A 24,101-nucleotide genomic window follows, 5' to 3' on the forward strand; every position below is an offset into this window, starting at 1 on the left:
CCCACCATCTGCCCCGGCCCCACCTTCCAGTGCCGCAGCGGTGAGTACGTGGTGATGCCCGCGCAGAGCAGCGGCGCCACCGCCGCGGGGGCCAGGTTCGCGGGCACCTTCAGCGCGAAGTGCTCGTCCACCACGAGCCGGTCCGAATACCCGCCCTGCGTGATGCCCTTCCCGTCCTTCTCCCGGCTGCCATAGGTCAGGACGCCCTGGACCTTGCAGTACTGCTCGTACCCGTCCCGGCAGTCCGCGCAGGCGCGGCACGAGTCCACCATCGTGCCCACGCCCGCCAGGTCCCCCGGGAGGAACTTCGTCACCTCGCTGCCCACGCGGACGACGCGGCCCACGATTTCGTGCCCCGGCACCAGCGGGTAGGTCGAGAAGCCCCAGTCGTTCCGGGCCATGTGCAGGTCCGTATGGCAGACGCCGCAGTAGAGGACGTCCAGCTGCACGTCGCGCGGGCCAGGCTCGCGGCGCTCGAAGGGGAAGGGGGCAAGAGGGGAAGAGGCATCCGGGGCCGCGTAACCGCGAGCGGAAATCATGGGCAGTGCTCCTGAGGGAATGTGTCGCTTCCGACGCCCGGAAACATGTCCCTGCGCGGCTGTTCGCGAAACGGATGGAATCCGCACGCGGCATGTCGGAAAACTTCCGAATGGCCACCACCCCCCTCAATGCCCTGAACGCCTTCCTCGCCGTGGGACGCCGGCGCAGCTTCGCGGCGGCGGCCATCGAGCTGGGCATCTCCCCGTCCGCGCTGAGTCAGCAGGTGCGCCAGCTGGAATCACGGCTGGGCGTGCCGCTGCTCACCCGGACGACGCGGAGCGTGGCGCTGACGGACGCGGGCCAGCGGCTGCTGGTGCGCGCTGGCCCCTCCGTGGCGCAGGCCCTGGAGGCGCTGGAGACCGCCACGGCCAGCGCGGGCGAGGTCACGGGCCGCGTGCGCCTGTCCGTGCCCTCCATCTCCCTGTCCACGGTGGTGACGCCCATCCTGCTGCGCTTCGCCCAGCGCCATCCCCAGGTGGAGGTGGAGGTGCGCATCGAGGACCGCTTCGTGGACATCGTCGCGGAGGGCCTGGACGCGGGCATCCGCCCGTTCGAGGCCGTCGAGCGGGACATGGTGCAGGTGCGTCTGTCCAAGCGGTTCCGCTACGTGGTGGTGGGGTCTCCCGCCTACCTCAAGCGCAAGGGGACGCCCCAGCGCCCGGAGGACCTGCTGGACCACGACTGCGTGAACATCCTCCTGCCATCCACCGGCGCGAAGTACGCGTGGGAGCTGGAGCGCGGCAGGAAGACCTGGCGCATCCCGGTGCGTGGCCCCGTGCTCGCCACCAACGAGGAGGTGCTGGTGGCGATGGCGGAGGCGGGCCTGGCGCTCATGTATGCCTTTGAGCCCACCATCGTGCCGCGCTTGAAGCGCGGCACCTTGAAGCTTGTCCTGGAACCGTACGCGGCGTGGATGGAGGGGTTGTTCCTCTACTTCCCCAGCCGCGCCCAGGTGTCCCCCGCGTTCCGTGCCTTCCTGGACGTGGCCCGCGAGGTGACGGCCGAACGGCCCTGAAAGGGTCAGTCGCGCGGCGGGCCGCGGCGGCGGTCCACCACGCCCGTGGTGACGGGCAGGTCCGCGGACGCCGCGCTCCGGGCCCGCAGGCTCAGGGTGGCGGCGCTCTCCGTGGGCAGCCCCGCCCAGCTCCGCAGCCGCTCCAGCGCCACGGCCTGCTCCGCCTCCGGCAGGCCCGTGATGCGGGAGCCGTGGTTGCCGCCCGGCTGGTAGAACCGGTAGGAGTCATTGCGCGCGCTCACGCTGAACGCGCCCGTGGACCAGGGGTCGTTCTCTCCGTAGACGAGCAGGATGCGCTCGCCGAACGCCTTCACCCAGCCCTCTACGATGGGCATCACGAAGGGGTTGAAGGGGTACGGCCGCATGTCGAAGGGCACGAGCGCCCGCGGGTCGTAGCCCCGGGGATAGCGCAGGACGCCGCGCAGGTGGGCCTCGTCGGACGCGTAGCTGCCCAGCTGCGTGGCGGCCTGGAAGTCGTAGGGCGCGTAGTAGTCCAGGTCCCCGTCGCTCATGTACGAGAGGCCGACCACATCATCCAGGAAGTCCACCAGCCCCTGCGCGGAGCCTCCCGGCGGGGGAATCTCGTCACACAGCGACGCGTCGCCGTACTGCCAGAAGGCGAAGGCGAACTCGAGGGCGCTGAACTCCAGCGCCTTGTCCACGCCCAGGAAGTCGTAGGTGCTGCCGTAGTACGCCGCGGCCGTCGCCTGGAAGAGCGGCTCCGTCTCCGTGCGCCGCTCCAGCACTTCGCGCTGGAAGCCGCGGATGCTCTCGCGGCACGCGGGCGTGCCCAGCTTGCTCAGGAACTTCACGTAGCGCGGGTCCTGCGTGCCGTAGCTGTTGGGCGCCACGTAGGCCACCGTGGCATCCACGTCTCGCGGGAAGAACGCCCGGTGATAGAGCGACGTCATGCCGCCCTTGCTGCCGCCGGTGCTGATCCACTTGCCCGGGAAGAGCGGCTTGAACGCCTGGACGATGCGGTGGTGGTCCGCCGCCGCCTGCTCGATGCTGAGCAGCCGCCAGTTCGCGGGCTGCGGAATGGAGGGCCCGAAGAAGCGGTGCTCCACCTGCAGCTGGTTGCCCTGCAGCAGGAAGGTGGGCTCCGTCTGGCCGGGGGACGTGCTGATGCCGTAGCCCGTGCTGGCCAGCACCATGGGCGCCTCCGCGTTCCGGAAGACCAGCGTCATCCGCTGCTGGAAGCGCGTGCCATTGGGGTGCAGGTGGTCCGCCGGCTGGTCATAGGCCAGCACGAAGATGCGCGCGCCCGACGGGCTGGGCGGCCGCTCCTGCAACACCGTGAGGCCGGGAACCGCCTGCAATTGCGCCAGGATGTCCGGCGCCGTGTCCTGTGTCAGGGATTGCGCCTGGACCTCCGGCGCGCTCGGGGCGATGGACTCGGGGGGAAGCTCGCTGCCGCCGCAGGCCTGGAGCCCCAGTGCCAGCGCGCACGCCAGCACCGCGGGACGACTGAAGAAACGTGACATGGGTAAAGCCCTCCTTGGGCGAAAGACAGAACGAACATGCCGGTCCTGTATTTCCGGAAGAAGGACGTCCCGGGTGCTCCCTGCAATTACTTGCGCGGTGGAGGTGAATCGCGCGGCAACGGCTGGCCCTGGCGCAGGTGTCTGGCCAACGCGGCGTAGGAGCCCTCCTGGTACCTGGCCCACGCGTCGGGGTGCAGCAGCTGCTCCAGCGCCCCCGCGATGACCTGGGAGTGTCCTTGGAGGTGCGTGTCCGCGTGGACCTGGTCCACGGCGTCCGCGCGGTCGTCGGCCACCACCGCGCGAGCCGTCAGCGTGTCCGCGTAGGTTGAGTAGTCGTTGTAGTAGGTCCAGGCCGCGCCGCGCAGCGTGAGGCCCCCCAGCGCGACCAGCTCGCCGTGGAAGAGGAGGTTGTCCGCCTGGATGGAGCCACCCGCGAAGAGCAGGGCGTAGTCGAACCCCTCGTGGATGATGTTGCCCTCCACCACCAGGTCACCCGCGACGAGCAGGCGGGACTGGTCCTCCAGGAGGAGGTGGCCCTTCACGTGGACGCGGCCCTCTTCGAAGACGAGGTCCGTTCCTTCCGTCAGCGTCAGGTCTCCGTCCACCTGCTTCGTCGCGGCGGAAGGCTGAAGTCCGGCCTTGAGTTGGGCCCGCTTCCCGGCCGTCCCGCAGGGCTCGTGGAGCGAGGCGTGTTCCATCAACTTCTGGAGCAGTGACATGGTGGGACCCTGTTCGGTGGAGGGTCCTGGCTCTAAGTTCTTGAGCCATGAACGTCTACGAGATTCGCGGGGCCTTCGGTCTGGACAACCTGGTGCGCGCGGAGCGGCCGGACCCCGTGCCTGGACCCTTCCAGGTGCGCGTGCGCGTGAAGGCCACGAGCCTCAACTCGCGCGACCTGATGATGGTGGAGGGTCGCTACAACCCGCGCCAGAAGCTGCCGCTGGTGCCCAACTCGGACGGCGCGGGCGTGGTGGATGCGGTGGGCCCGGGCGTCACCCGCGTGAAGCCCGGGGACCGGGTGATGACGCTGTTCGCGCAGGGCTGGCAGGCCGGTGAGCCGACGAAGGCCATCACCGCCACCACGCTGGGCGGGCCGCTGGATGGCGCGCTCGCGGACACGATGCTCCTGCACGAGGACGGCGTGGTGCTCACGCCCGCGTACCTCACCGACGAGGAGGCCGCCACGCTGCCGTGCGCGGCGGTGACGGCGTGGAGCGCGCTCGTCACTCAAGGTGCGCTCAAGGCCGGGGACACGGTGCTGGTCCAGGGCACGGGCGGCGTGTCCACCTTCGCGCTGCAGATTGCCCGGCTGTTCGGCGCGCACGTCATCGCCACGTCCAGCCGCGACGACAAGCTGGAGCGGGCCCTGAAGCTGGGCGCGCAGGAGGGCATCAACTACGTCACCACCCCGGACTGGGAGAAGGCGGCGCGCACGCTCACCGGAGGCGTGGGCGTGGACCACGTGGTGGAGGTGGGCGGCTCGGGGACGTTCGAGAAGTCACTCAAGGCGCTGCGCGTGGGCGGCACCGTGTCCGTCATCGGCGTGCTGTCCGGTGGGGCGGGCTCCGTGTCGCTGGTCCCCATCCTGATGCAGAACCTGCGCGTGCAGGGCGTGTTCGTGGGCCACCGTCAGTCCTTCGAGGCGCTGACGCGCGCGTTCACGCTCCATGACGTCCACCCGGTGGTGGACCGCGTGTTCCCCTTCGCGGAAGCGCGCGCCGCCTTCGAGCACATGAAGCAGGGCGCGCACTTCGGGAAGATTGTCATCAAGGTGAGCTGACCCACGCGAAGTGGAAGTGGGCCTCCACCGTGGGCGTGGTGGTGCCCTTGGGCATGGGCGGGAAGGGCGCCGCCTTCTTCACCGCGGCGAGCGCGGCGGCGTCCCAGGCCTTGGCGCCGGACTCGGTGAGGATGGCGGTGGAGACCAGCTTGCCGTCCTTGTCGAGCACGGCCTGGACGATGGTCTTCTTGCCCAGGGCCGGCGTGCCCTTGGGGCCCGGCTGCTTCCAGGCCTTCGCCACGCGCTGGAAGGCCTGCTGCTGGTAGGTGGGGCCGTCCACCGAGCCCTGGAAGTAGGTCTGGAGCCGCGGACTGCCGCTCGCGGCCAGGGCCCCGGAAGCGAGGGCCAGCGCGAGCACCACCACGGCGGTTTTCGGGATGCGGAGCATGGGCCGAATATAGGGCCCGCTCAGCTCCTCGGCTGGGGGCCTCGGGGGGGCAGGGGCTTCGCTTCGGGGGGCTTGCCAGCGCCCTTCTCCGGCTGCCAGGACAGGTCGTACACGGCCGCGTCGCCCGCTGCGCGCATCAGCACCACGGAGGCGCCGTGCGCGCCGCTCATCTCCAGGCCGGCGGTGAAGAGGCCCCGGTAGAAGCCGGCGATCACCACCGGGCGGCAGGTGAGCACGTAGCGCGTGGGCCCCGTCTGCTCCAGCCGCGCCTCCAGGTAGTTGGTGCCGGTGCGCAGGTTGCGCGTCATCCGCTCCAGCATCCGGTGCGGCCCCAACAGCCGCACGCCCGCCAGCAGCGCGCTGCCAATGAGCGTGGACCCGTAGCCCTCCAGGAAGCGCCGGCCCACCACCTCCGCGCCGTCGTCCAGCGTGGCCGCGGGCGCGAGCACGGACGACGCCAGCTTCAGCGACTCCACCCACACCTCCAGGGGATAGGCCACCGCCAGCTTCCCGCGAGGGTCGATGCCGGCGTCGCGCAGCTGCCGCGCGCACGGCTCGTCCAGGTGGTCACCCAGGGCGCGAATCAGCCCTTCGAAGCTCTGCTGGAAGACAAGGCGTTCGGGGGTCGTCGGCATGTCCTCCCACGCTACCCGTGTGAGAGGGGCCGCCTCAACCCGGTAGGTTCCCAGTCCTCAAGAACATGACGCGGAGTGTTCGAAAACGCAGTGCGGCACGCGGCCGACGGGTCGGCCGACGCGGTTCGACGCGTCGAAAGGGGGGGCCGGAGCGACTCCTCCGAGGGAGCGGGGCGTGGCATCGCGGTTGCTTTGGGGGAGGAGGCGTCACCTCAACCCACCTAGGAGCAAGACCATGGGCACTCCCTCCGTGATTTTCGTCGCCAACAACACCAGCGGTGCCAACTGGCTGCCGGGCACTCCCACCATCGACCACGGGGCCCTCAGCCCGTCGACGCCGCCCAATGTGTCGACGCAGGGGGGACCGCAGAACCTGTTCACCGCGGAGCCCAACTGGGGGCTGATGGGGGACGAGGGAGCCGTGACGTACTCATGCGGCGCCAGCCCGTCGACGGACCAGTTCGTGCTGTGGTGGGACAACCGCTGGTCGCACGCCTCCGGCCCGGGCGTCATCGCGAAGAGCGCCAACTACGACATCTCCTCCACGGTGTCGTTCAGCCAGGGCTCCGGCAACTACACCGTTACGGTGAGCCTGGCGCCCAAGGCGGCGAAGCGCTGACGCGCGTGCGGTAGGGTCGTGGGTCATGCCGCACGACCCCCTCGCCGATGTCTCCACTGCCGCGATGCAGGAGCGCGGAGGCTCGCGGGGAGCTCCCCGCGCCGTGCCCGCGCTGACGGTGGTGTCCCATCCGGTGCCCCGGCGCGTGGGGGAGCGGCTGCTGTTGGACGCGGTGGTGGCGGGGCGGGCCCTGGCCCTGTCACGCAACGCGCCGGACTTCGCGAAGCCGGGCAGCTCGTTGGGGCTGCCGCTGGCGGATCCGTTCGTGAGCCGCAAGCCGCTGGAGCTCTCCGCTCTGCCGGATGGGGGCGTGCGCCTGACGGTGCCGGAGGATGGCACGCACGTGGTCGCGGCGGGCGTGCTGCTCCAGGGCGCGAGGGACTTCGGGCCGGCGGAGTTGATGGACGGAGTCGCGCTGGAGCTGTCCGGCCGCGTGGTGCTGCTGCTGCACACGGTGGAGCTGGACGGCGAGGGCATGGCGGACACGCCGGGCATGGTGGGTGAGAGCGCGGGCCTGCGTCGGCTGCGCAAGCACATCGAGCGGGTGGCGGACCTGGACGTGTCGGTGCTCATCCGGGGCGAGACGGGCACTGGCAAGGAGCTGGTGGCGCAGGCCATCCATCGGCTGTCACCGCGCAGGGAGGAGCGCTTCGTCAGCGTCAACCTGGGAGCCATCCCCAAGGAGCTGGCGGCGGCGGAGCTGTTCGGTTCGCGGAAGGGCGCGTACTCCGGGGCCACGCAGGACCGCGAGGGCTTCTTCCGCGCCGCGCACGGAGGCACGCTGTTCCTGGACGAGGTGGGCGAGGCGCCGCCGGAGGTGCAGGTGATGCTCCTGCGCGTGTTGGAGACGGGGGAACTGTACCCCGTGGGCGCCAGCCAACCGGTGCAGGTGGACGTGCGGCTCATCGCCGCGACGGACGCGCACCTGGAGGAGCAGATCCGCGACGGGCGCTTCAAGGCGCCGCTGCTGCACCGGTTGGCGGGCTACGACCTGCGCGTGCCTGCCCTGCGGGAGCGGCGCGAGGACGTGGGCCGGTTGTTCTTCCACTTCGCGCGCGAGGAGCTGGCGGCGCTGGGAGAAGCGGCGCGGCTGGACACGGAGGACCCGCACGCGGAGCCGTGGTTGCCCGCGCCGCTGGCGTCGCGGCTGGTGCGGGCGGCGTGGCCGGGGAACATCCGGCAGCTGCGCAACCTCACGCGGCAGCTCGTCATTGGAAGCCGGGGGCAGGCGCGGCTGCAGTTGGATCCGCAGCTGGACGAAGCGCTGGGCGCGGCGGCCTCCGGCGCCGTGGCACCCGTTCGGGACCCGGCGGCGATGTCCGCGGGGGCTCCGGAGGCGCGCGAGGCGGCGGTGCCCCGGCGCAAGCCATCGCAGGTGACAGAGGCGGAGCTGCTGGCCGCGCTGCGGGCGAGCGCGTGGGACCTGAAGGCCACGGCGGACGCGTTGGGCATTCCGCGCCCGTCCGTCTACGACCTCATTGAGCGCAGCCCGAACCTGCGCACCGCCGGGGACCTGGGCGCGGACGAAATCACCCACTGCTTCGAGGTCTGCGGTGGCGACCTGGACGCGATGGTGCGCACGCTGGAGGTGTCGAAGCGCGCGCTGGGGCGGCGGTTGAAGGAGCTGGGGCTTACGGCGAAGGCCCCCTGAGCGTCAGGGGCATGCCGCGTGGCACGCTGGATGCTGAGCCGTCGCGTCGTCTGTCCCCATCACCCTTGGAGGGTTCCCCATGCGAAGCCGCGTCCTCTTCCCGCTGTGCCTCACCGGACTGCTGCTGGCCTGTGCCAGCGGTGGCGCCCGTTCCACCTCCGCCGAAGCCGCGTCGTCCGACAGCGGGCCGGTGCAGCCCTGCGCGGTGAACCCGACGCCTCCCGAGGGGAGCGCCCAGGTGCTCATCACCGCCAAGTCGGACGGCAAGGTGCACTTCAGCAGCACGACGGTGCAGGTGCGGGCCGGGCAGACGGTGAGCTTCGTGTCCCAGGTGCAGCAGGACCGGTGCATCGGCGTGTCCAACGGCGGGCTCCTCAAGGACGGCTCGCAGAACCCCCTGCCGGTGCCCGCGTGTCAGGTCGCTACCTGGACGCTGCGCTCCGGGGATGAGCCGGGGACGACCACGTCGCTGTGGTCCTGCCCGACGAGCGACTGCTCCAAGTGCACCCAGCCCACGCAGTCCGAGGGCATCCGGCAGACCATCAACGGCACGCTGGAAGTCACCGGGCGCGGCGAGGACTGAAGTACGCGGTCCCTGTCGCTGGAATGACCGGTACCGGTACGAGAAGCCCTGCTCCGGTGGGTTCATCCTGGAGCGGGGTTCGTCAGGGCTTGCGAGCCCTGGCCGGCCGGGCGGGCTGCCGTGGCGGCGCGGACGGAGTCACGGGGGTGCCGGTGCTCGCGGTGACGGCCCGGAGCTCTTCGAGCCCGAGCTGGATGTGCCGTGAGAGGTCCTGCGCCTTCGGGTCCTCGAGCCAGCGCTCGAACGCGACCTTGAAGACGGCGATGCCTGCCTCGGCGGCCAGGCTCGCGGTGGGCTCGGTGACGCCGCGCTTTCGCAGCGCGTCCGCGGCGGCCGAGGCGAGTGAGGCCAGCTTGATCAGCTCGCGCTCCCGAAGCTCGGCGTGGGCAACGAGGAGCGCCTGGCGCGCCCGGGAATGGTCACGGCGGTCCTTGAAGATGGGGGCCATGGCCTCCAATGCAGTGGCGACCGCGTCGAGCGGCGCGGTCCCCGGAGGAGCGTCCGTGATGGCGGTGTCGATGAGCTCGTGGAACGCGTCCGAGCGCCCGAACAGGACCTCCTTCTTGTCCGCGAAGTAGCGGAAGAAGGTCCGCTCCGTGAGCCCCGCGCGCGCGGCGATCTCCTCCACCGTCGTCCGGTCGTACCCGTGCTCCTGGAACAGGCTCATCGCGGCCTGTGCAAGCCGGTCTCGTGCGTTGGGTTCCCAGCGGCCCATGAGTCCAAGCTTAACCTGATTACAGTCACTGACATCACTTGTTAGTAGTGATGTCAGTAGCTGACATCAAGGAGCTTTCCATGCGCGTATTCGTGACCGGTGCGTCTGGCTTCATTGGCTCGGCCGTCGTCCCTGAACTCCTGGGGGCGGGGCATCAGGTGGTGGGGCTTGCCCGCTCGGACGCTTCAGCCCGGGCCCTGGAGGCGGCGGGGGCCGAGGTGCATCGGGGTTCGTTGGACGACCCAGACAGCCTGCGCGCCGGCGCGGCGAAGGCGGACGGGGTCATCCACCTGGCGTTCATCCACGACTTCTCCAACTACGACGCTTCGATGCGCGCCGACACGCGCGCGATCGAGGCCATGGGCGCGGAGCTCGAGGGCTCCCAGCGGCCCCTCGTCATCGCCTCTGGGATATTTGGCCTCGCGCAGGGGCGTGCCTCCGTGGAGGTCGACCCGGCGGCTTCACAGGGGCGCGGCCTGTCGGAGGATGTGATGATCGCGCTGGCGTCGCGTGGCGTGCGCTCGGCCATCGTGCGGCTTCCGCCGTTGGTCCACGGCAAGGGGGACCATGGCTTCGTGCCGCACCTCATCACCTCCGCGCGCCAGAATGGCATGGCCGTCTACGTCGGAGAGGGGGCGCACCGCTGGTCCTCCGTGCACCGGCTCGACGCGGCCCGGCTCTTCCGGCTCGCGCTGGAGCGAGCCCCCGCGGGTTCCAGGCTCCACGCCGTCGCTGACGAGGGCGTGCCCACCCGGGAGATCGCGAGCGTCATCGGCCGCCGGTTGGGGGTGCCGGTCGTTTCGAAGGCGCCAGAAGAGGCGGGCAACTTCCTGGGGGTCCTGGGCATGTTCTTCGGGCGCGATGCCTCCGCGTCGAGCGCCCTCACGCGCGAACAGCTCGGCTGGCGTCCCGTCGAGCCCGGGCTCCTGGCCGACCTGGACGACGACCACTACTTCGCGGCGGACACTGGCGCGCTGATGAAGTGAGCGTGACGAAGAAGCGCGGGAGCTTCGGCGCCATGGGCAGGCGCTGAAGCACGGTCATCCGGGACGCCTCACCCCGAGGTCTCCCGCTGGCTCACGGCCATCATCGTCGCGAGCATGGTCGCGATGGGCTTGAGGCCCGCATCGGTCTCCGCGAACACGTCACCCGTGGTGACCGTGAGCGTCCGGCCGGGCTTCGTCACCCGGCCCTGCGCGATGAACTTCCGGCCCGCAGCGGGCGCGAGGAAGTTCACCTTGTACTCCACCGTCAGGACGGCGGCGTCCACGGGCATCAGCGAGTACGCCGCGTAGCCGCAGGCACTGTCGACGATGGCCGTGACGATGGCCGCGTGCAGATATCCGTGCTGCTGCGTGAGGTCCTCCCGGAACGGCAACTCGATGACGACCTCGCCCGATGACACGGAGGTCAGTGACGCGCCGATGGTGTCCATGACGCGCTGGCGCGCGAAGCTGTCGCGAACGCGTTGTTCGAAAGCGGCGTCCGCTGGGGTGAAGACCTGTGGTCCGAAGGGTGGCCTGGCTGCGCTCATGGAAATGCTCCCGGTGGTCAGGGTTGGGGGGCGTTCATCGATGAAGATGGACCGGTGCACCGCGAGATCCCAAGTACAGCTGTTGCCGTCATTCCGGTGGCAGCTTCGCGAGTGCGCGACGCAGGTCATCGCGCAAGATGCTCGCGTCCTTCCACCGGGGGCGCGCGGTGAGCACGGTTTCGGTCAGTGACAGTCCCTGCTGGAGGTGGGCTCGTGCGTCCGGACTGGAGGCCGTCTCGCCCCATTCGCGAAGGAACGCGCCGTAGGCCAGGCGTGGATCCAGGTTCTCGGGATCCAGCTCCAGTGCCTTCTGGAAGTCGCTCGCCGCGGCCTGGAAGAACGCGTCTCTGCGGACCTCCTCGCGAGCCTGGAGTGCGCGTATTTCTCCACGCCAGCGCCATGCCTGCGCGAGTGATGGGTTGAGCTTCAGCGCACGCTCCAGCGCCTCCGTGGCCTGAGCGAGCGCAGGTCGTGGATCCTTCCCGTGCTTCAGCGCGTACGCGGCCACCGTGTGGTGCACCTGGCCCAGGTTGGCCCACGGCTCCGCGAGTCCAGGCAGCAACGTGGTGGCCTGCTGGAGTTCGACCTGAGCCTCCTTCGCGCTCGCGGTGGGATCCTGGTCGCGCAGCAGTCGCCAGGTCGCGCGCCACATGCGCACCTCGCCCAGGTTGTTGTGCGCGAAGCCCACCTTGGGCGCGATGGCGATGGCCTGAAGGAAGGCCTGCTCCGCCTGTTCCAACAGGGGCTCCGGTGAATCTCCCCGGTCCCACGCCTCGCGGGCCTGGTCCAGCAGGATGGTCCCCACGCCGTTCTGGAGCGGCGGCAGCTTCGCGTTGATGGCGACGCCCTGGCGGTAGGCCTCCAGCGCACGGGCAAGTCCTGGCCCCGCGTCGCCGCCGTGGTCTCGCAGGCGCAAGGCGAGCGCGCGGTGCACCTCCGCCAGGTAGAACCACGCGACGACGTGCCCCGGGTCGAGCGTGCTTGCGCGCTCCAGCGCTGTTCGAGCTTCTTCCAGGTCCGCGTCCTTCGACGGTGCACGCGGATGGTTGGCTCGGTTCACATAGGCCGTGCCCAGGTTGATCCACGCATCCGGCCGCATCGCGTCCAGCGCCAACGCCCGTCGGTAGGCCGCGATGGCCTGCTGCCGGAAGGGCAATGAATCCCCGCCGCGCCCATCCTCTGAATCCGCCCACACCTTGAAGACGAGCCCCAGGTCCAGGTGGAAGTCGTAGTCGCGCGAGGACTCGGGAATGGACTCGAAGGCAGCGACGGCGGCCCGCAGTTGTTCGCGCGGATCCTCGTTCCGGTCCTGACGGTAGCGGGCCCACTGCCACCAGCCCATGGCCAGCGCGTGGCGCGCCTCCACCTTCTCGGGAGCAAGCCGCAGCGCCTCCTTCGCCGCGTCGAGCGTGCGCGTGAGGAGCGGCTCCACGTCGCCTCCACTGCTGAGGCTCGCCTGCGCAAGGCTCCGGTGGAGCCGGGCCTCCAGCACCCAGGTGTCCGCTTCATCCGGAGCCGCCGTGCGCGCGCGGGAGACGGCCTCCATCCCGCGCGTGTACGCGGGCAGCACGTCGCCCTTGCCGGACAGTTCCTGGAACAACGCCTCTTGCTCCAACTCCGCCCTCGCGCGGTGCACGGCGGACACACTGCGGCCGATGTCCGCCGCCGCGTCGTAGGCCCGCCGTCCGGCCTCCAGGTCGTCCCGGGCCGCGTCGCGTTCACTCGCCAGGGCATGGCGCACGGCGCGGGCGAGCAGCACGTCGCCTCGGAGCCGTGGCGCTTCGTGGAACCACGGCAGCCGCGTGCCCAGCGCATCCAGCGACTTCAGCGCGTCCTCGAAGCGCTCCTGATGGAAGGCACGGAGGGCCTCCGTGTATTCGGGGGCGGGCACCTCCGCGCCTCGGCCCTGCTCCAGGAAGGCCAGCGCTGGGTCACGGGAGTGCGTCCAGGCTTCGCGCCGCTTCGCCTCTCGGCTGGCCGCGTCTGGGATGCGGTCCGCCTCCAACCGCTCGCGCTGGTAGCGATGGCCCAGCGCCAGCGCGAGCGCATACGCCACGCGGGGCTCACGGAAGCCCTTCGCCCAGGCGGTCTCCAGGTGCGTGAGTGCGGACTCCTCGTCCCCCAGCGCGAGGAACCCGCGCCCCAAGGCGTAATGGCCCGGGCCCTCCGCGACGGGACCGGCGTCGAGCATGGAGGCTTCGATGTCGCGCATGCGAGCGCGCATCGCCTCTCGGTCCGGCCGCGTGTCGTGCAGGGGCGCCTGGCCGGAGTAGCGGGCCTGGGCCTCGATGCGTTCGACGCCCTCGGTGAAGCGCCGGGTCAGGGCCTCGCGCCGAGACACCTCCCGCCGGGCCACCACACCCTGGCCCACGGCGCCCGCCACGGCGAGCCCGGTGATGCTCGCGACGACGACGGCGACCCTGTGACGGGCCATCCACTTGCGCACGCGATACGCGGGGCCCATGCGCGCGAGCACCCGATCGCCTTCGAGGAACCGCGTGAGGTCGTCCGCCAGTGCTCGCGCGGATCCGTAGCGGCGCGAGCGGTCCTTCTCCAGGCACTTGAGGACGATGGCCTCCAGGTCCGCCGGAATCCCGGCGTCCAGCTCACGAGGACGGCGGGGCTCCTGGGTGGCGATGCGGCCGAGCACCTCCAATCCATTGGCACCCGTGACAGGTGGTTGGCCGGTGAGCAGGTGGTACAGCGTGGCGCCCAGGCTGTAGATGTCCGCGCGCCGGTCCAGCCGGGTGACCTCGCCCCGGGCCTGTTCGGGAGCCATGTACTGGGGCGTGCCCAGCACGGTTCCGGTGGCAGTGGCGGCATCGTCGCTGGACCGATCGCGTGCGAGGCCGAAGTCCATGACGTAGGGGCGCAGGGCGCCGTCCTCGCCGCGCTCCACGAGGATGTTGGAGGGCTTGAGATCACGATGCACGAGCCCGGCCAGATGGGCCGCGTGCACGCCCAGCGTGGCGTCGCGAAGCACGAGCGCCTTCTGCTCCACGGACAGCGTGCCTGCGAGCGTGTGCAGCGGCGCCCCCGCGATGTACTGCATGGCGATGTACGCGCGGCCCTGGACTTCACCGACCTCGTACACGCGGCAGACGCGTTCGTGGTCCACGCGGGCCTGGGCTCGGGCCTCGGAGATGAAGCGGCGGGACAGCTCCGGGTCCTCGTCGCGAACGAACTTCAGCGCCACGTCGCGGTGCAACCGCAGGTCCCGGGCCAGGAAGACGCGGCCCATGCCGCCCTGACCCAGGAATCGGAGGGGCCGGTAGAGCGTCCAGTGCGGCACCGGGAACGCGGGACCGTCCGTCACGGATGCGGGTGCTGCGCCCGGAGGCAACGTGTCGTCCGCGGTGCCCGGTGGGGAGTTCCTCTCCACCTCCAGGCTCCGGCGCAGCGACACGAGCGAATCCCCGGTGAGCCGTCCGCGCTCCACGAGGAGCTGCAACGGGGACACTCCGCGCCGCACCGCCTCCTCGCGCAGGGTGTCTACGTCCTCGCGGGAGAGCAGGCCCTCGGCCAGGGCCATGCGCAGCTCCGCTTCATTCGACTCAAGCACGCTGGGAGCGTACCGGAGCCCCCGTCCTCCACGCACGGCGGCGCGGCGCGACTTGCGGTGCCTGGCCGCCCGTTCCCAAGATGCGCGGCATGAGCTCCATGTGGGTCCTGGAAACGCCGCAGCCGCCGCCGGACGCGCGCATCGCCTATGGCGAAGCCCCGCAGCAGTTCACCGAGCTGCGCAAACCCAAAGGCAAGGGCCCACACCCCGTGGTCCTCTTCGTCCACGGCGGCTTCTGGCGCGCGGAGTACGGCCTGGAGCACGCGGGCCACCTGTGCGCGGACCTGACGAAGCGCGGCTTCGCGACGTGGAGCCTGGAGTACCGGCGCGTGGGCCATGACGGCGGTGGCTTCCCCGGCACCCTGGAGGACGTGGCCTCCGCGGCGGACCACCTGATGAGCGCGGCTCCGTCGCTGGGGCTGGACCTCTCCAACGTGGTGGCCATGGGCCACTCCGCGGGCGGACACCTGGCCATGTGGCTGGCCGCGCGGCACCGCCTCCCGCCGAAGCATCCGCTGTACCGCGACGCCCCGCTGAAGCTGAAGGGCGTGGTGTCCCTGGCCGGTGTGCTGGACCTCGCGCAGGGCGCGGCGCTGGACCTGGGCAACGGCATCGTGAAGACCTTCATGGGCGGCACCCCGGAGCAGGTCCCGGAGCGTTACTCCGTGGCGTCCCCCGCCGCGCTCCAGCCCCTGAAGCTGCCGCAGGTCCTCCTCCATGGCACCGAGGACGACACCGTCCCCCTCAAGGTCAGCGAGGGCTTCCACGCCCGGGGTGTCCAGCAGAAGGACCCCGTGCACCTGGTCCCCCTGAAGGGCGCGGGCCACTTCGAGCTCATCGACCCGCGCTCCAAGGAGTGGCTCCGCGTGGTCCAGGCCGTGCGCACCCTGCGCTGAGCGACAATGCCAGTCGGGCATCCCTGTCGTCGTATGCACTGGTATCGTGCCGTTCATGTACCTGAGCCGAATCTCCATCCGGAACTTCCGCGGCATCGAGGAACTCGACTGGGAGTTGCCGCCCAAGGCCCCACGAGCCGGGTGGCATGTGTTCATTGGAGACAACGGAGTGGGGAAGAGCTCCGTCCTGAGGGCCGCGGCACTCGCGCTCGTCGGATGGGAAGAGGCGCCCATGCTGCGCCTCAACTGGAATGACTGGGTGCGCTTCGGTACCAGTTCGGCGAAAATCCATCTCCGGGTCGAAACCGATCCGAAGGCGGATCGGCTTCCCGACCGGTCCACCGTGAAAGGGCCGCTGCGCGTGGGTGTCGACGTGCTCCGTCACCCCAAACCGCGGGTCGTCGGGTCCCCGCAGTGGAGGACGCGCGGCGCGCCGCCCGAGTCAAACATCTGGTGGAGCCCGCACGGATGGTTCTCGGCGTCCTACGGGCCGTTCCGCCGATTCACCGGCGGTGACCGGGAGTGGGAGAAGCTCCTTGAGGCGCAGTCGCGCGTGGCTCGCCACCTCTCGATTTTCGGCGAGTCGGTGGCGTTGACGTCCGGTCTCAAGTGGCTGTGCGAGCTCGCGCTGCTCGAGTACACGCCGGGAGGACGGCGGAAACCGAGCGCTGCACCCGTGACCGTGGACAAGGTGATCACGTTCGTGAACCAGCCCGGGTTTCTTCCCCATGGGATGCATATCGACGAAGTCACACCGCACGAGGTCGTGTTCCGCAATGCCTCCAAGGCGCGCGTGCCAGCGGAGAACCTGAGCGACGGGTACCGTGCCGTCCTCAGCATCACGTTCGAATTGCTCCGGCAGCTCTCGCTCGCGTACCCCAAGCTCGCGCTCTTCGACAAGACGGGGAGGATCGTCTCCCGGCCCGGCGTCGTGATGATTGATGAGGTCGATGCACATCTTCATCCGACCTGGCAGCGGGAGATTGGCCCCTGGTTCTGCAGGCTCTTTCCCAACATCCAGTTCATCGTCACGACCCACAGCCCGCTGGTCTGCCAGGCGGCGGAGTCTGGCACCGTGTTCAAGCTCGCCGCGCCGGGTGCTGACGAGGAGTCGCGGTTCCTCACGGGCCTCGACCGGGAACGTCTCGTCTTCGGCAACGTGCTTGAGGCCTTCGGAACCGGTGCTTTTGGTCTGCAGCGGACGACTCGCTCGCGCACGTCGCAGGCGCGCGTCGATGAGCTTGCGGGCCTGAACGCCAAGGAACTGACGGATGGACTGACGAAGAAGGAGATGGCGCGGCAGCAGGAACTGCGGCGGTCCTCCCCGACCGTCGCGTATGTTTCGGAACCGCGGGAGCCGAAGGCATGATCCGGTTGCCCCAACTGCGCCTCGACACGAAAGTCGCGAAGCAGCTGAAGGCGTATCAGGGCGAGGTACTCGGCTTTCGCGGTTACACCGCCCGTGTCGCGGAGGCGAAGCGGCTCTTCTCCCGGTACAATGCGAAGAAGAACGCGACCTTCACGAGCGTGAAGGAGGTCCTCACGCGGACGTGTTCTGGCGCGCGGCGCTGTTCGTACTGCGAAGACTCCGTGGCCGACGAGGTCGAGCACATCTGGCCGAAGGATCTCTATCCGGAGCGCGCTTTCGTCTGGGACAACTACTGCTACGCGTGCGGTCCCTGTAACGGCCCGAAGAACAACCAGTTCGCGGTCTTCGTCGGCACGAGCCGCAGCCCCACACTGCTCGCCCATCCCAAGCGCAAGAAGGGCCAACCCGCGCCCACGCTCAGGAAACCGGCCGCCGGCAAGCCGGTGCTCCTCGACCCGCGCAAGGACGATGCGACGCGGTGGCTGACGCTCGACATCCTCAACACCTTTGAGTTCGTCGTGACAGCGAAGGGCAAGACGCGCGACGCGGCCCGGGCGAAGTACACGCTGAATGTGCTCGGACTCAATCGTGTCCCCCTGCCGACTGCGCGTAAGCAGGCCTTCGATGGGTATCGCGCGAGGCTGAGGGAGTATTGCGCGGAGAAGCGCGCAGGTGCGTCCGCCAAGCGGCTGCACCTGCTGCGAGACGCGCTCCTGCAGATCAGCCACCCGACTGTGTGGGTCGAAATGAAGCGGCACCACGCGAAGATTCCCGCGTTGAAGTCGCTCTTCGCGGAGGCGCCCGAGGCGCTGACCTGGGTGCCAATCCCGGGTGCTGGGGCTCCCTGAGCATCCAGCCAGCCGGGCCCTGTGTCCCTCGCTCGGATGGGGAACCGGGGGGAGCGCCTTGCGTCCGCCCGCGCCGCCGGATGCGCACCCTGTCCTTCGGTCCAGAAGGCCGGGAGGAGCAGACCGCATGGCGACAATGGACGTGATGCGCGGGCCGGGCATGGAGCGGCTGTCGCGCGGCGCGAAGGAAGCCGCGAACCACCCGTGGGCGAAGAGGCTGGGCCGCATGGGCTACGCGGCCAAGGGCTGCGTCTACGCCATCATCGGCGCGCTCGCGCTGAAGCTCGCGGCGGGCGAGGGCGGACGCGCCACCGACAGCCACGGCGCTGTCGCCACCGTGGCGCGCGGGCCCTTCGGCATGGTGCTCCTGTCGCTGCTGGCCGTGGGCCTGGTCGGCTACGTCGTCTGGAGATTCGCGCAGGCGTTCGCGGACACGGAGGACAAGGGCTCGGACGCGAAGGGCATCGCCACGCGCGCCATGTACTTCGTGAGCGGCGTCATCCACGGCTCGCTGGCGCTGTTCGCCGTGAAGACCGTGGTGGGCGCGTCACAGGGGAAGGGCAAGGGCACCCAGGGCTGGACGGCGACGCTGATGGAGCAGCCCTTCGGCCGCGTCCTGGTGGTGCTGGTGGGGCTGGGCATCGTCGGCTTCGCGCTGAAGCAGTTCCATACGGCATGGAAGGCGAAGTTCCGGGAGAAGCTCACGCTCACGGGCCTGGCGGCGGCGCATCAGCACCGCGTGGAGCGGGTGTGCCAGTTCGGCATCGCCGCGAGAGGCGTCGTGTTCGCCGTCATTGGCGGCTTCCTGGTGCTCGCGGGCGTGGACGCGAACCCGGGTGAGGCCAAGGGCCTGGGAGAGGCCCTGGCCGTCGTCGCCCGCCAACCCGCGGGCGACGTGCTCCTGGGAGTGGTGGCGGCGGGCCTGGTGGCCTACGCCGCCTACCTGTTCCTCCAGGCGCGCTACCGCGAACTCTAGAAGAGGTTCCAGAGGTACTGGTTCGTCACCTCATGGTGGAACTGGATCTCCGCGTCCTTCACGCGCGTGCCCAGCTGCTTGGGGCAGCGGTCCGCGGAGGTCACCTTCAGCTCCGCGTACTTGCCCTGCACCTGCTCACCCAGCGTCTGCGCGATGAACTGGCTGCCCTTGAAGAAGCGCACCGCGTCGTAGATGTTGTCCGGCAGGAAGCGCGTGCGGCTGCGCTTGGTCTCCGCGTCCTCCTGCGGCTGCGGGCCCTCCAGGCCGGTCTTCAGCAGCGTGAAGAGCACCATGTACGGGTTCGCGTCCGGCGCCACTGAACGGCACTCGACGCGCGCGCTGCGCTCGTTGCCGAACGGGATGCGCACCATGGCGCCGCGGTTGTTGGCGGAGGCCTTGATCTGGTTGGGCGCCTCGTAGTGCGGATCCAACCGGCGGTACGAGTTCACGCTGGAGTTGAGGACGAGGCAGATGTCGTTCGCGTTGTTCAGGAGGCGGTCGATGAACTCCCAGCCCATGGACGACAGGCCGTCCTGACCGCCCTTGTCGTAGAACAGGTTCTTGTTGTTCTTCGACAGCGACATGTTGATGTGCATGCCGTTGCCGTTCACTCCGGTGACGGGCTTGGGCAGGAAGCTGGCCGTCAGCCCCTGCTGCGCGGCGACCTGGCGGCAGAGCAGCTTGTAGAGCTGGATCTGGTCGGCGGCGACCAGCGCCTCGCTGTAGGAGAAGTTCATCTCGAACTGGGAGGGCGCCACCTCCGGGTGGTCCTTCTCGTTCTCGAAGCCCATGGCGCGCTGCGCTTCCGCGGCCTTGTCGATGAAGGTGCGCAGCCCGTCGCCCGGCAGCGCGTGGTAGTAGCCGCCGATGGAGATGAACTCGAACTTGCCCTCTTCGTGGTAGTGGCGCTCGGCGTCACGGCTCTTGAAGAGGAAGCCTTCGATTTCCGGCGCCGCGTGGAACACGGTGCCGTCCTTCTGGAACAGCTGCTCGGTGGCGCGCTTGAGCTGCCCGCGCATGTCCGAGTGGTACGGCGTGCCGTCGCGCTCCAGCACCTCGCAGAACGCGAGCACCTTGCCGGGGCCGAAGATGTCCGACGGCAGCCAGTAGAACGCGCTCCAGTCCACGTTCAGGCGCAGGTCGCTCTCCGCCTGCGCGGAGAAGCCGCGGATGGAGGAGCCGTCGAAGGTGAGGTTGTCCGCGCTCTTGAGGAGGAACTTCTTGTCGTAGTCCAGCATGTGCAGCCGACCTTCCAGGTCGGTGAAGCACACGGTGACGGCCTTGATGCGCTTCTCGTCGGTCAGGTACTTGATCCGCTCCTCGCGAACCTTGTCCGGCGACTCGCGCTTGATGCGCTGGCGCTTCACCTTGAGGTTGAGTTCCTCCAGCTCGTCGTAGGGAATCTCCAGGAAGTCCCGCAGCGGCTTCTGCTCCATGGTCCTGCCTCCAGGCGTGTCCCCGGTTCCGGAGTACCGGCGGGAACATCAAAATCACGGGCGCAGGTATTTACATTCCGCGACCCGAAATCAAGCCTAATTTAGGCGGACTGAAGGCTAAAGGTCGTGTTGGGTCGCGCACGGACGCTCGAACGTCAAGGGACGGGGTGTCTGACGCCCCGGCCAGTGGACACTGCGCGCCGCGCTGCGTTGGCCACGTGTCCGCATTCGGACGCGGGCTACGGCAGGGGGACGAGCCCCTGCTCGGGCAGGGCAGTGCCGGCGGGCCACAGCACGTACGCGGCCCCCCGGGAGTGCTGCCAGGCCCGCCACAGCTCGGCGCGGGGGTAGGTGGCGCTGGTGGTTTCGTTGGAGCCGAAAGCAGGGTCGTTGACGACGACGTCGCCGGTGTCGGTGAAGCCCTTCACGACGATGAGGTGGCCGTCGGTGCGGCGGGCGGCGCCGCCGGGGAGCTCGCCGGGTTCGTAGGCGATGCTGATGCTGACGGGGATGCCAGCGGCGACGAGGCGCTCCACGGGGGCGAACGAGTCGAAGCGGGCGACGAGTCCGTGCAGGGCGCCGTTGGACATGCTGGCGGCGTAGGCGGTGTTGAAGGCCCAGTTGCCGGTGCCCTTGTAGACCCAGTCATAGGTATGGGCGGCGGCGGTGGGCACGGGGTGTTCCAGGTCCGCGCGGCCCAGCTTCCGGCTCCAGTAGCCGAGCAGCATGGTGGTGGACGTGGGGGAGCACCAGACCTCGCCGCCGTCGGGGTAGATCATCTGCGAGTAGCCCGGCACGTCGAGCACGACGCCCCACCCGGTGCGGTCCGACGTGGCGTCCTGGGGCTTGAGGCGCGTGTCGGTGACGGCGGCGGCGAGCGCCCGGACGCGGGGGCTGATGTCAGTGCGTTCGGAGAAGAGGTGGACGGTGACGCGCAGGGCGTCCGCGCGGCGCTTGAGGTTGAGGGTGTCGGTGAGGACGTTGCCGTCGGCGTCGCCCTGGTTGTCCACGCTGTGGCGCGCGACGGTGGTGGTGTCGAAGGCCCAGACGCCCAGCTCGTAGTCCTTGGTCCAGGTGCCTTCGATGCGGGCGGAGACGGTGAGCTTCACCCACGTGCCGGGCGGAGTCTGGGCGTCGAAGGACGGCACCACGCTGTCGAAGCCGCCGGGGACGGACTGGACTTCGGAGGTGGCGGTGCCGACGCGGAAGGAGCCGCCATTGTAGAAGCTGCCGCCGTCGAGCCATCCGCCCGCGGGGAACGGGTCGGTGCCGTCCTTCGCGGTGGAGGGGTCCAGCTCCAGCGCGCCGTCGGCGGTGACGCGCGTGCCGTCACGGGAGAAGCGCGCGAGGTCCCCTGACACGGACGTCTTCTGCCACAGGCGCGCGGGCGAGCCGGTCTCCGGAGACGTGTCCGGTGGAGCCGACGGCGGCGAGGAGGCGCAGGCCCAGATGCAGGTGGCCAGCAGGAAGGCGGAGAGGACGCGAGCGCGGGCGTTCACGGGGGCGAGTTTCGCAAACGCTCGTGCGTGGGCTCAAGTTGGATTCCTGGAAAGTCGGGCCGGGCGGACAGATTCGGGTCCAGGGGATGGAATGTCAGACGCGGTTGCTAGAGCGCCACATGCGACCCTGCGGTGCGGCATCACGCTCCGTGGGTTATAGGCATGGCCTCGCCCTTGGAGAATCCATGCGCACCCTCAAGGACTTGAGTGACTTCGTGGAGAAGGAGTCCGCGGCTGAAGGGCCTTCCTCTCAAGCGGAGCTGCAGGCCTGGCGCGAACGTTTCCGCATGGCCCGTGAGCTGGCCATGCGGCGGAAGGCGCTGGGGCAGAGCCTCAGAGACTCATGAGCAGAGGCGGCTCAAGCCCAGAGGTCTTGCTCCAGCGTGTCTAACAGCGCCAAGGCCGCCTCCGGCGTGGGCATGCCCGCCATCGTGATGATGCTCGCATCGAGCTGCACCGCGACGTCCTCGCGCAAGGCCGCCACCGCGCGCTTCTGGGCCTCGCGCAGCGCTTCACGCTCCTCCGTGGACAGGCGCGGCCGGGCCCACTGGTCGATGTCCCACGACAGCGCAGCGTGCCGCGTCTCGTCCTCAGCGATGCGGACCATGGCTTCGCGCACCTCCAGGTCCCGCGCGTGCAGCGCCTGGTGGTGCGCGAGCAGCGCGCCGTAGGTCTCACGCACGCAGCCTTCCACGGCGTTCTCCATCGCTACGTCCACGAGCGAGCGTGGCGGCAACTCCTCCACGACCGGACGCTGGGGCGTGCCACCGAAGCGGCGCGCGAGGCGGTCCGTCACCTGGGCGTGCTGGACCTCCTCCATGGCGCTCCTTCGAGCCGCGTCCTGGAGGCCCACGTCCGCGCCGTGCATCGCCAGTTCATCCCGCAGCCGCAGGAACGCGTGCACTGACGCGGCTTCGAGGTGCGCCGCGTTCGCGAAGTAGCGGCCCAGCGCCTCCGGGCTCTCGCATGCTTCCGCGACCTGGAGCCCCACCGGCCGCCGGCCGATGTTGCAGTTGGGGTCTCCCTTCTCCAGGACGCGCTTCTCCTGCTCCTGGACCTCGCCGGAAGCGGAGACGCGCACCACGTGCTGCGTCAGCTCCGTGCCCGGTCCGCAGGCGTAGCCCTTCGTCGCGACGACGTTGAAGCTGCCATCCGCGTTCTTCTTCACCGCGCCATGCTTCTTGTCTCCGCAGAGGAGGGAGTAGCCGGACGCGAAGGTCTTGAGCACCGCCTCCTGTTCGGTGTCGACGGTGCCCAGCAACTGCTGGAGCTCCTCCAGCGTCGAGTGCGTCTTCACCTCGTCACCCCGGGTCGTCACCAGGAAGGACTCGCTGCAGAAGTCCACGCAGACATGGTGGAAGCCCGTGGTGACGTTCGCGTTCTCCAGCGCGGTCGTGCACGCAGGGACGTTGGTGGCTGTCGCGCAGGGCTCGCCGGAGGCACTCACGTTGACGTAGGTGGAGGGCGCCTGGCCTCCGTTGGGGTTGATGTAGCGGAGCTGCACGAAGTCCTGCTCCGGAGTCAGCGTCAGGTCACTGACGGACAGGCCCTGAACCGCGCACGCGACCTCTGAGTAGTCCTTCAGGTCCACGCTGCTCTCCGAGCCATCACAGCCCGCCAGCACCAGGGGCGTGGCGAGCGAGGCGTGCAAGGCCCGCGAGAAGAGACGGCGCAGTCGATGGATGTTCAAGGGAGGCTCCTGGGAAGGACGTGTGTCCGGGACCCTGAGCAATGCGGATGCCAGGGCGTCTTCCCAGGGAAGTCCCCTTTCCGCATTGCTCGGAAAGCCGAGAGGGACTCGGAAAGTTGAGGGGAACAGGACCTGGACGCCGCGCTCGCAGGGCGACCTGGGGGCCTACCGGCCGTCAGGGCAGACCGAGTCGCCCTCCTCCAGGATGCGCGTCTCCAGCTTCTGGACCGTACCGGCCGCGGTCACCTTCAGCACGTACTGCGTCAGCTCCGTGCCCGGCCCGCAGGCGTAGCCGTTCGTCCCGATGACATGGAAGCTGCCATCCGCGTTCTTCTTCACCGCTCCCTGCTCCTTGTTCCCGCAGACGAAGGAGTAGCTGGACTCGAAGGCCTTGAGCACCGCCTCCTGTTCCGTGTCGATGGTGCCCAGCACCTGCTGGAGCTCCGCCCGCGTCGAATGCGTCTTCACCTCGTCACCCCGGGTCGTCACCAGGAAGAAGTACTTGCTGCAGCCGCCCTCGCCCCCGCAGAGGTAGTGGAAGCCGCCGGTGGCGGTCGTGTTCTCCAGCGCGGTCTCACACGCGGGGACGTCCGATGCCCTGGTCCGTGCACGCGATCTCCGAGTAGCCCGTCAGGTCCACGCTGCCCTCCGGTCCGCCACAGCCCGCCAGCACCAGGGGCAGGGCGAGCGAGGCGAGCAAGGTCCGCGAGAAGAGACGACGCAGTCGATGGATGTTCAAGGGAGGCTCCTGTGCAGGCAGTGTGTCCAGGGCCCTGAGCAATGGGGATGCCAACACCTCCTCACAGGAGGGAGGGCGCGCCGGAGGGCTCGAAAAGCCGAGCAGGACTCGAAAACTTGAGGGGCGGATCCTGTTCGCGGAG

General features: G+C 69.6%; 24 protein-coding genes and 1 pseudogene. 12 read left to right on the forward strand and 13 right to left on the reverse strand.

Translation table 11 applies throughout. From position 1 onward, the window contains the following. Positions 1-539: alcohol dehydrogenase catalytic domain-containing protein (locus tag D7X99_RS00975; protein ID WP_158626892.1), on the reverse strand; the 539-nt coding region annotated here is incomplete at its 3' end. A 110-nt stretch (positions 540-649) separates the two neighbouring features. On the opposite strand from D7X99_RS00975, the gene D7X99_RS00980 reads away from it, so the two are divergent. Continuing rightward, complete coding sequence (locus tag D7X99_RS00980) at positions 650-1,555, forward strand: LysR family transcriptional regulator (protein ID WP_121776165.1); 906 nt, start codon at positions 650-652, stop codon at positions 1,553-1,555. 5 nt (positions 1,556-1,560) lie between these two features. Here D7X99_RS00980 and D7X99_RS00985 read toward each other — a convergent pair whose 3' ends face one another. Together D7X99_RS00985 and D7X99_RS00990 are read right to left on the reverse strand one after the other, a co-directional pair. Beyond that, positions 1,561-3,039 carry a S28 family serine protease gene (locus D7X99_RS00985; RefSeq protein WP_121754020.1) on the reverse strand — a complete coding sequence of 493 codons (1,479 nt, stop codon included), beginning with the start codon at positions 3,037-3,039 and terminating at the stop codon, positions 1,561-1,563. A gap of 86 nt (positions 3,040-3,125) precedes the next feature. Then, positions 3,126-3,758 (reverse strand): hypothetical protein, encoded by a 633-nt coding sequence (locus D7X99_RS00990; protein ID WP_121776045.1) that lies wholly within the window; start codon positions 3,756-3,758, stop codon positions 3,126-3,128. 47 nt (positions 3,759-3,805) lie between these two features. Between D7X99_RS00990 and D7X99_RS00995 the strand changes: the two genes are divergently transcribed. Continuing rightward, complete coding sequence (locus tag D7X99_RS00995) at positions 3,806-4,819, forward strand: NAD(P)-dependent alcohol dehydrogenase (protein ID WP_121776046.1); 1,014 nt, start codon at positions 3,806-3,808, stop codon at positions 4,817-4,819. Here D7X99_RS00995 and D7X99_RS01000 read toward each other — a convergent pair. Continuing rightward, a complete protein-coding gene (locus tag D7X99_RS01000; protein ID WP_121776047.1) occupies positions 4,806-5,207 on the reverse strand; it encodes a TonB family protein in 402 nt (133 codons plus the stop codon). The genes D7X99_RS00995 and D7X99_RS01000 overlap by 14 nt on opposite strands. Positions 5,208-5,227: 20 nt before the next feature. Continuing rightward, a complete protein-coding gene (locus tag D7X99_RS01005; RefSeq protein ID WP_121776048.1) occupies positions 5,228-5,842 on the reverse strand; it encodes a DUF2378 family protein in 615 nt (204 codons plus the stop codon). A 235-nt stretch (positions 5,843-6,077) separates the two neighbouring features. Here D7X99_RS01005 and D7X99_RS01010 point away from each other — a divergent pair, with 235 nt between their 5' ends. From D7X99_RS01010 to D7X99_RS01020, 3 genes are all read left to right on the forward strand, one after another. Continuing rightward, the gene (locus D7X99_RS01010) at positions 6,078-6,461 is read left to right on the forward strand and encodes a hypothetical protein (RefSeq protein ID WP_121776049.1); all 384 of its coding nucleotides are present in this window, start codon (positions 6,078-6,080) and stop codon (positions 6,459-6,461) included. 25 nt (positions 6,462-6,486) lie between these two features. Next, positions 6,487-8,112 (forward strand): sigma 54-interacting transcriptional regulator, encoded by a 1,626-nt coding sequence (locus D7X99_RS01015; protein WP_121776050.1) that lies wholly within the window; start codon positions 6,487-6,489, stop codon positions 8,110-8,112. A gap of 79 nt (positions 8,113-8,191) precedes the next feature. Next, the gene (locus tag D7X99_RS01020; protein WP_121776051.1) at positions 8,192-8,695 is read left to right on the forward strand and encodes a hypothetical protein; all 504 of its coding nucleotides are present in this window, start codon (positions 8,192-8,194) and stop codon (positions 8,693-8,695) included. Positions 8,696-8,777: 82 nt separating this feature from the next. On the opposite strand, the gene D7X99_RS01025 is transcribed toward D7X99_RS01020, so the two are convergent. Continuing rightward, positions 8,778-9,410 (reverse strand): TetR family transcriptional regulator, encoded by a 633-nt coding sequence (locus D7X99_RS01025; protein WP_121776052.1) that lies wholly within the window; start codon positions 9,408-9,410, stop codon positions 8,778-8,780. An 80-nt stretch (positions 9,411-9,490) separates the two neighbouring features. On the opposite strand from D7X99_RS01025, the gene D7X99_RS01030 reads away from it, so the two are divergent. Continuing rightward, positions 9,491-10,396 (forward strand): SDR family oxidoreductase, encoded by a 906-nt coding sequence (locus D7X99_RS01030; protein ID WP_121776053.1) that lies wholly within the window; start codon positions 9,491-9,493, stop codon positions 10,394-10,396. A 68-nt stretch (positions 10,397-10,464) separates the two neighbouring features. Here the strand turns inward: D7X99_RS01030 and D7X99_RS01035 are convergent, their stop codons facing one another. Continuing rightward, positions 10,465-10,944, reverse strand: a complete 480-nt coding sequence (locus D7X99_RS01035; RefSeq protein ID WP_121776054.1) for a PaaI family thioesterase — start codon at positions 10,942-10,944, stop codon at positions 10,465-10,467. 88 nt (positions 10,945-11,032) lie between these two features. After that, positions 11,033-14,506 (reverse strand): protein kinase, encoded by a 3,474-nt coding sequence (locus tag D7X99_RS01040; RefSeq protein ID WP_233613023.1) that lies wholly within the window; start codon positions 14,504-14,506, stop codon positions 11,033-11,035. A gap of 89 nt (positions 14,507-14,595) precedes the next feature. Between D7X99_RS01040 and D7X99_RS01045 the strand changes: the two genes are divergently transcribed. The 5 genes and pseudogenes from D7X99_RS01045 to D7X99_RS01060 all read left to right on the forward strand — a co-directional run bounded on the left by D7X99_RS01045 (position 14,596) and on the right by D7X99_RS01060 (position 18,595). Further along, positions 14,596-15,402 (forward strand): S9 family peptidase, encoded by an 807-nt coding sequence (locus D7X99_RS01045; protein ID WP_121776167.1) that lies wholly within the window; start codon positions 14,596-14,598, stop codon positions 15,400-15,402. A 55-nt stretch (positions 15,403-15,457) separates the two neighbouring features. After that, positions 15,458-15,604: pseudogene (locus tag D7X99_RS44605) on the forward strand (AAA family ATPase); the annotation flags it as partial. A 30-nt stretch (positions 15,605-15,634) separates the two neighbouring features. Beyond that, positions 15,635-16,771 (forward strand): AAA family ATPase, encoded by a 1,137-nt coding sequence (locus tag D7X99_RS01050; RefSeq protein WP_233613024.1) that lies wholly within the window; start codon positions 15,635-15,637, stop codon positions 16,769-16,771. Then, positions 16,768-17,619, forward strand: a complete 852-nt coding sequence (locus D7X99_RS01055; RefSeq protein ID WP_121776056.1) for an aminoglycoside phosphotransferase — start codon at positions 16,768-16,770, stop codon at positions 17,617-17,619. Before D7X99_RS01050 ends, D7X99_RS01055 begins: the two co-directional genes overlap by 4 nt. A gap of 127 nt (positions 17,620-17,746) precedes the next feature. After that, positions 17,747-18,595 carry a DUF1206 domain-containing protein gene (locus D7X99_RS01060; protein WP_121776057.1) on the forward strand — a complete coding sequence of 283 codons (849 nt, stop codon included), beginning with the start codon at positions 17,747-17,749 and terminating at the stop codon, positions 18,593-18,595. Here D7X99_RS01060 and D7X99_RS01065 read toward each other — a convergent pair. Together D7X99_RS01065 and D7X99_RS01070 are read right to left on the reverse strand one after the other, a co-directional pair. Then, positions 18,592-20,031, reverse strand: a complete 1,440-nt coding sequence (locus tag D7X99_RS01065; protein ID WP_121776058.1) for a glutamine synthetase family protein — start codon at positions 20,029-20,031, stop codon at positions 18,592-18,594. The genes D7X99_RS01060 and D7X99_RS01065 overlap by 4 nt on opposite strands. A gap of 239 nt (positions 20,032-20,270) precedes the next feature. Further along, the gene (locus D7X99_RS01070) at positions 20,271-21,530 is read right to left on the reverse strand and encodes a C39 family peptidase (RefSeq protein ID WP_121776059.1); all 1,260 of its coding nucleotides are present in this window, start codon (positions 21,528-21,530) and stop codon (positions 20,271-20,273) included. 185 nt (positions 21,531-21,715) lie between these two features. Between D7X99_RS01070 and D7X99_RS42610 the strand changes: the two genes are divergently transcribed. Beyond that, entirely contained in the window at positions 21,716-21,877 is a 162-nt protein-coding gene (locus D7X99_RS42610; RefSeq protein ID WP_158626893.1) for a hypothetical protein, read from the forward strand. An 11-nt stretch (positions 21,878-21,888) separates the two neighbouring features. On the opposite strand, the gene D7X99_RS01075 is transcribed toward D7X99_RS42610, so the two are convergent. From D7X99_RS01075 to D7X99_RS43360, 3 genes are all read right to left on the reverse strand, one after another. Next, entirely contained in the window at positions 21,889-23,220 is a 1,332-nt protein-coding gene (locus tag D7X99_RS01075) for a ferritin-like domain-containing protein (RefSeq protein WP_121776060.1), read from the reverse strand. A 165-nt stretch (positions 23,221-23,385) separates the two neighbouring features. Further along, positions 23,386-23,709 (reverse strand): hypothetical protein, encoded by a 324-nt coding sequence (locus D7X99_RS43355; protein ID WP_233613025.1) that lies wholly within the window; start codon positions 23,707-23,709, stop codon positions 23,386-23,388. 85 nt (positions 23,710-23,794) lie between these two features. After that, the gene (locus D7X99_RS43360; RefSeq protein WP_233613026.1) at positions 23,795-23,959 is read right to left on the reverse strand and encodes a hypothetical protein; all 165 of its coding nucleotides are present in this window, start codon (positions 23,957-23,959) and stop codon (positions 23,795-23,797) included. Between the last annotated feature and the right edge of the window lie 142 nt (positions 23,960-24,101).

This window comes from Corallococcus sp. AB032C (assembly GCF_003668935.1).
Classification (GTDB): domain Bacteria; phylum Myxococcota; class Myxococcia; order Myxococcales; family Myxococcaceae; genus Corallococcus; species Corallococcus exiguus.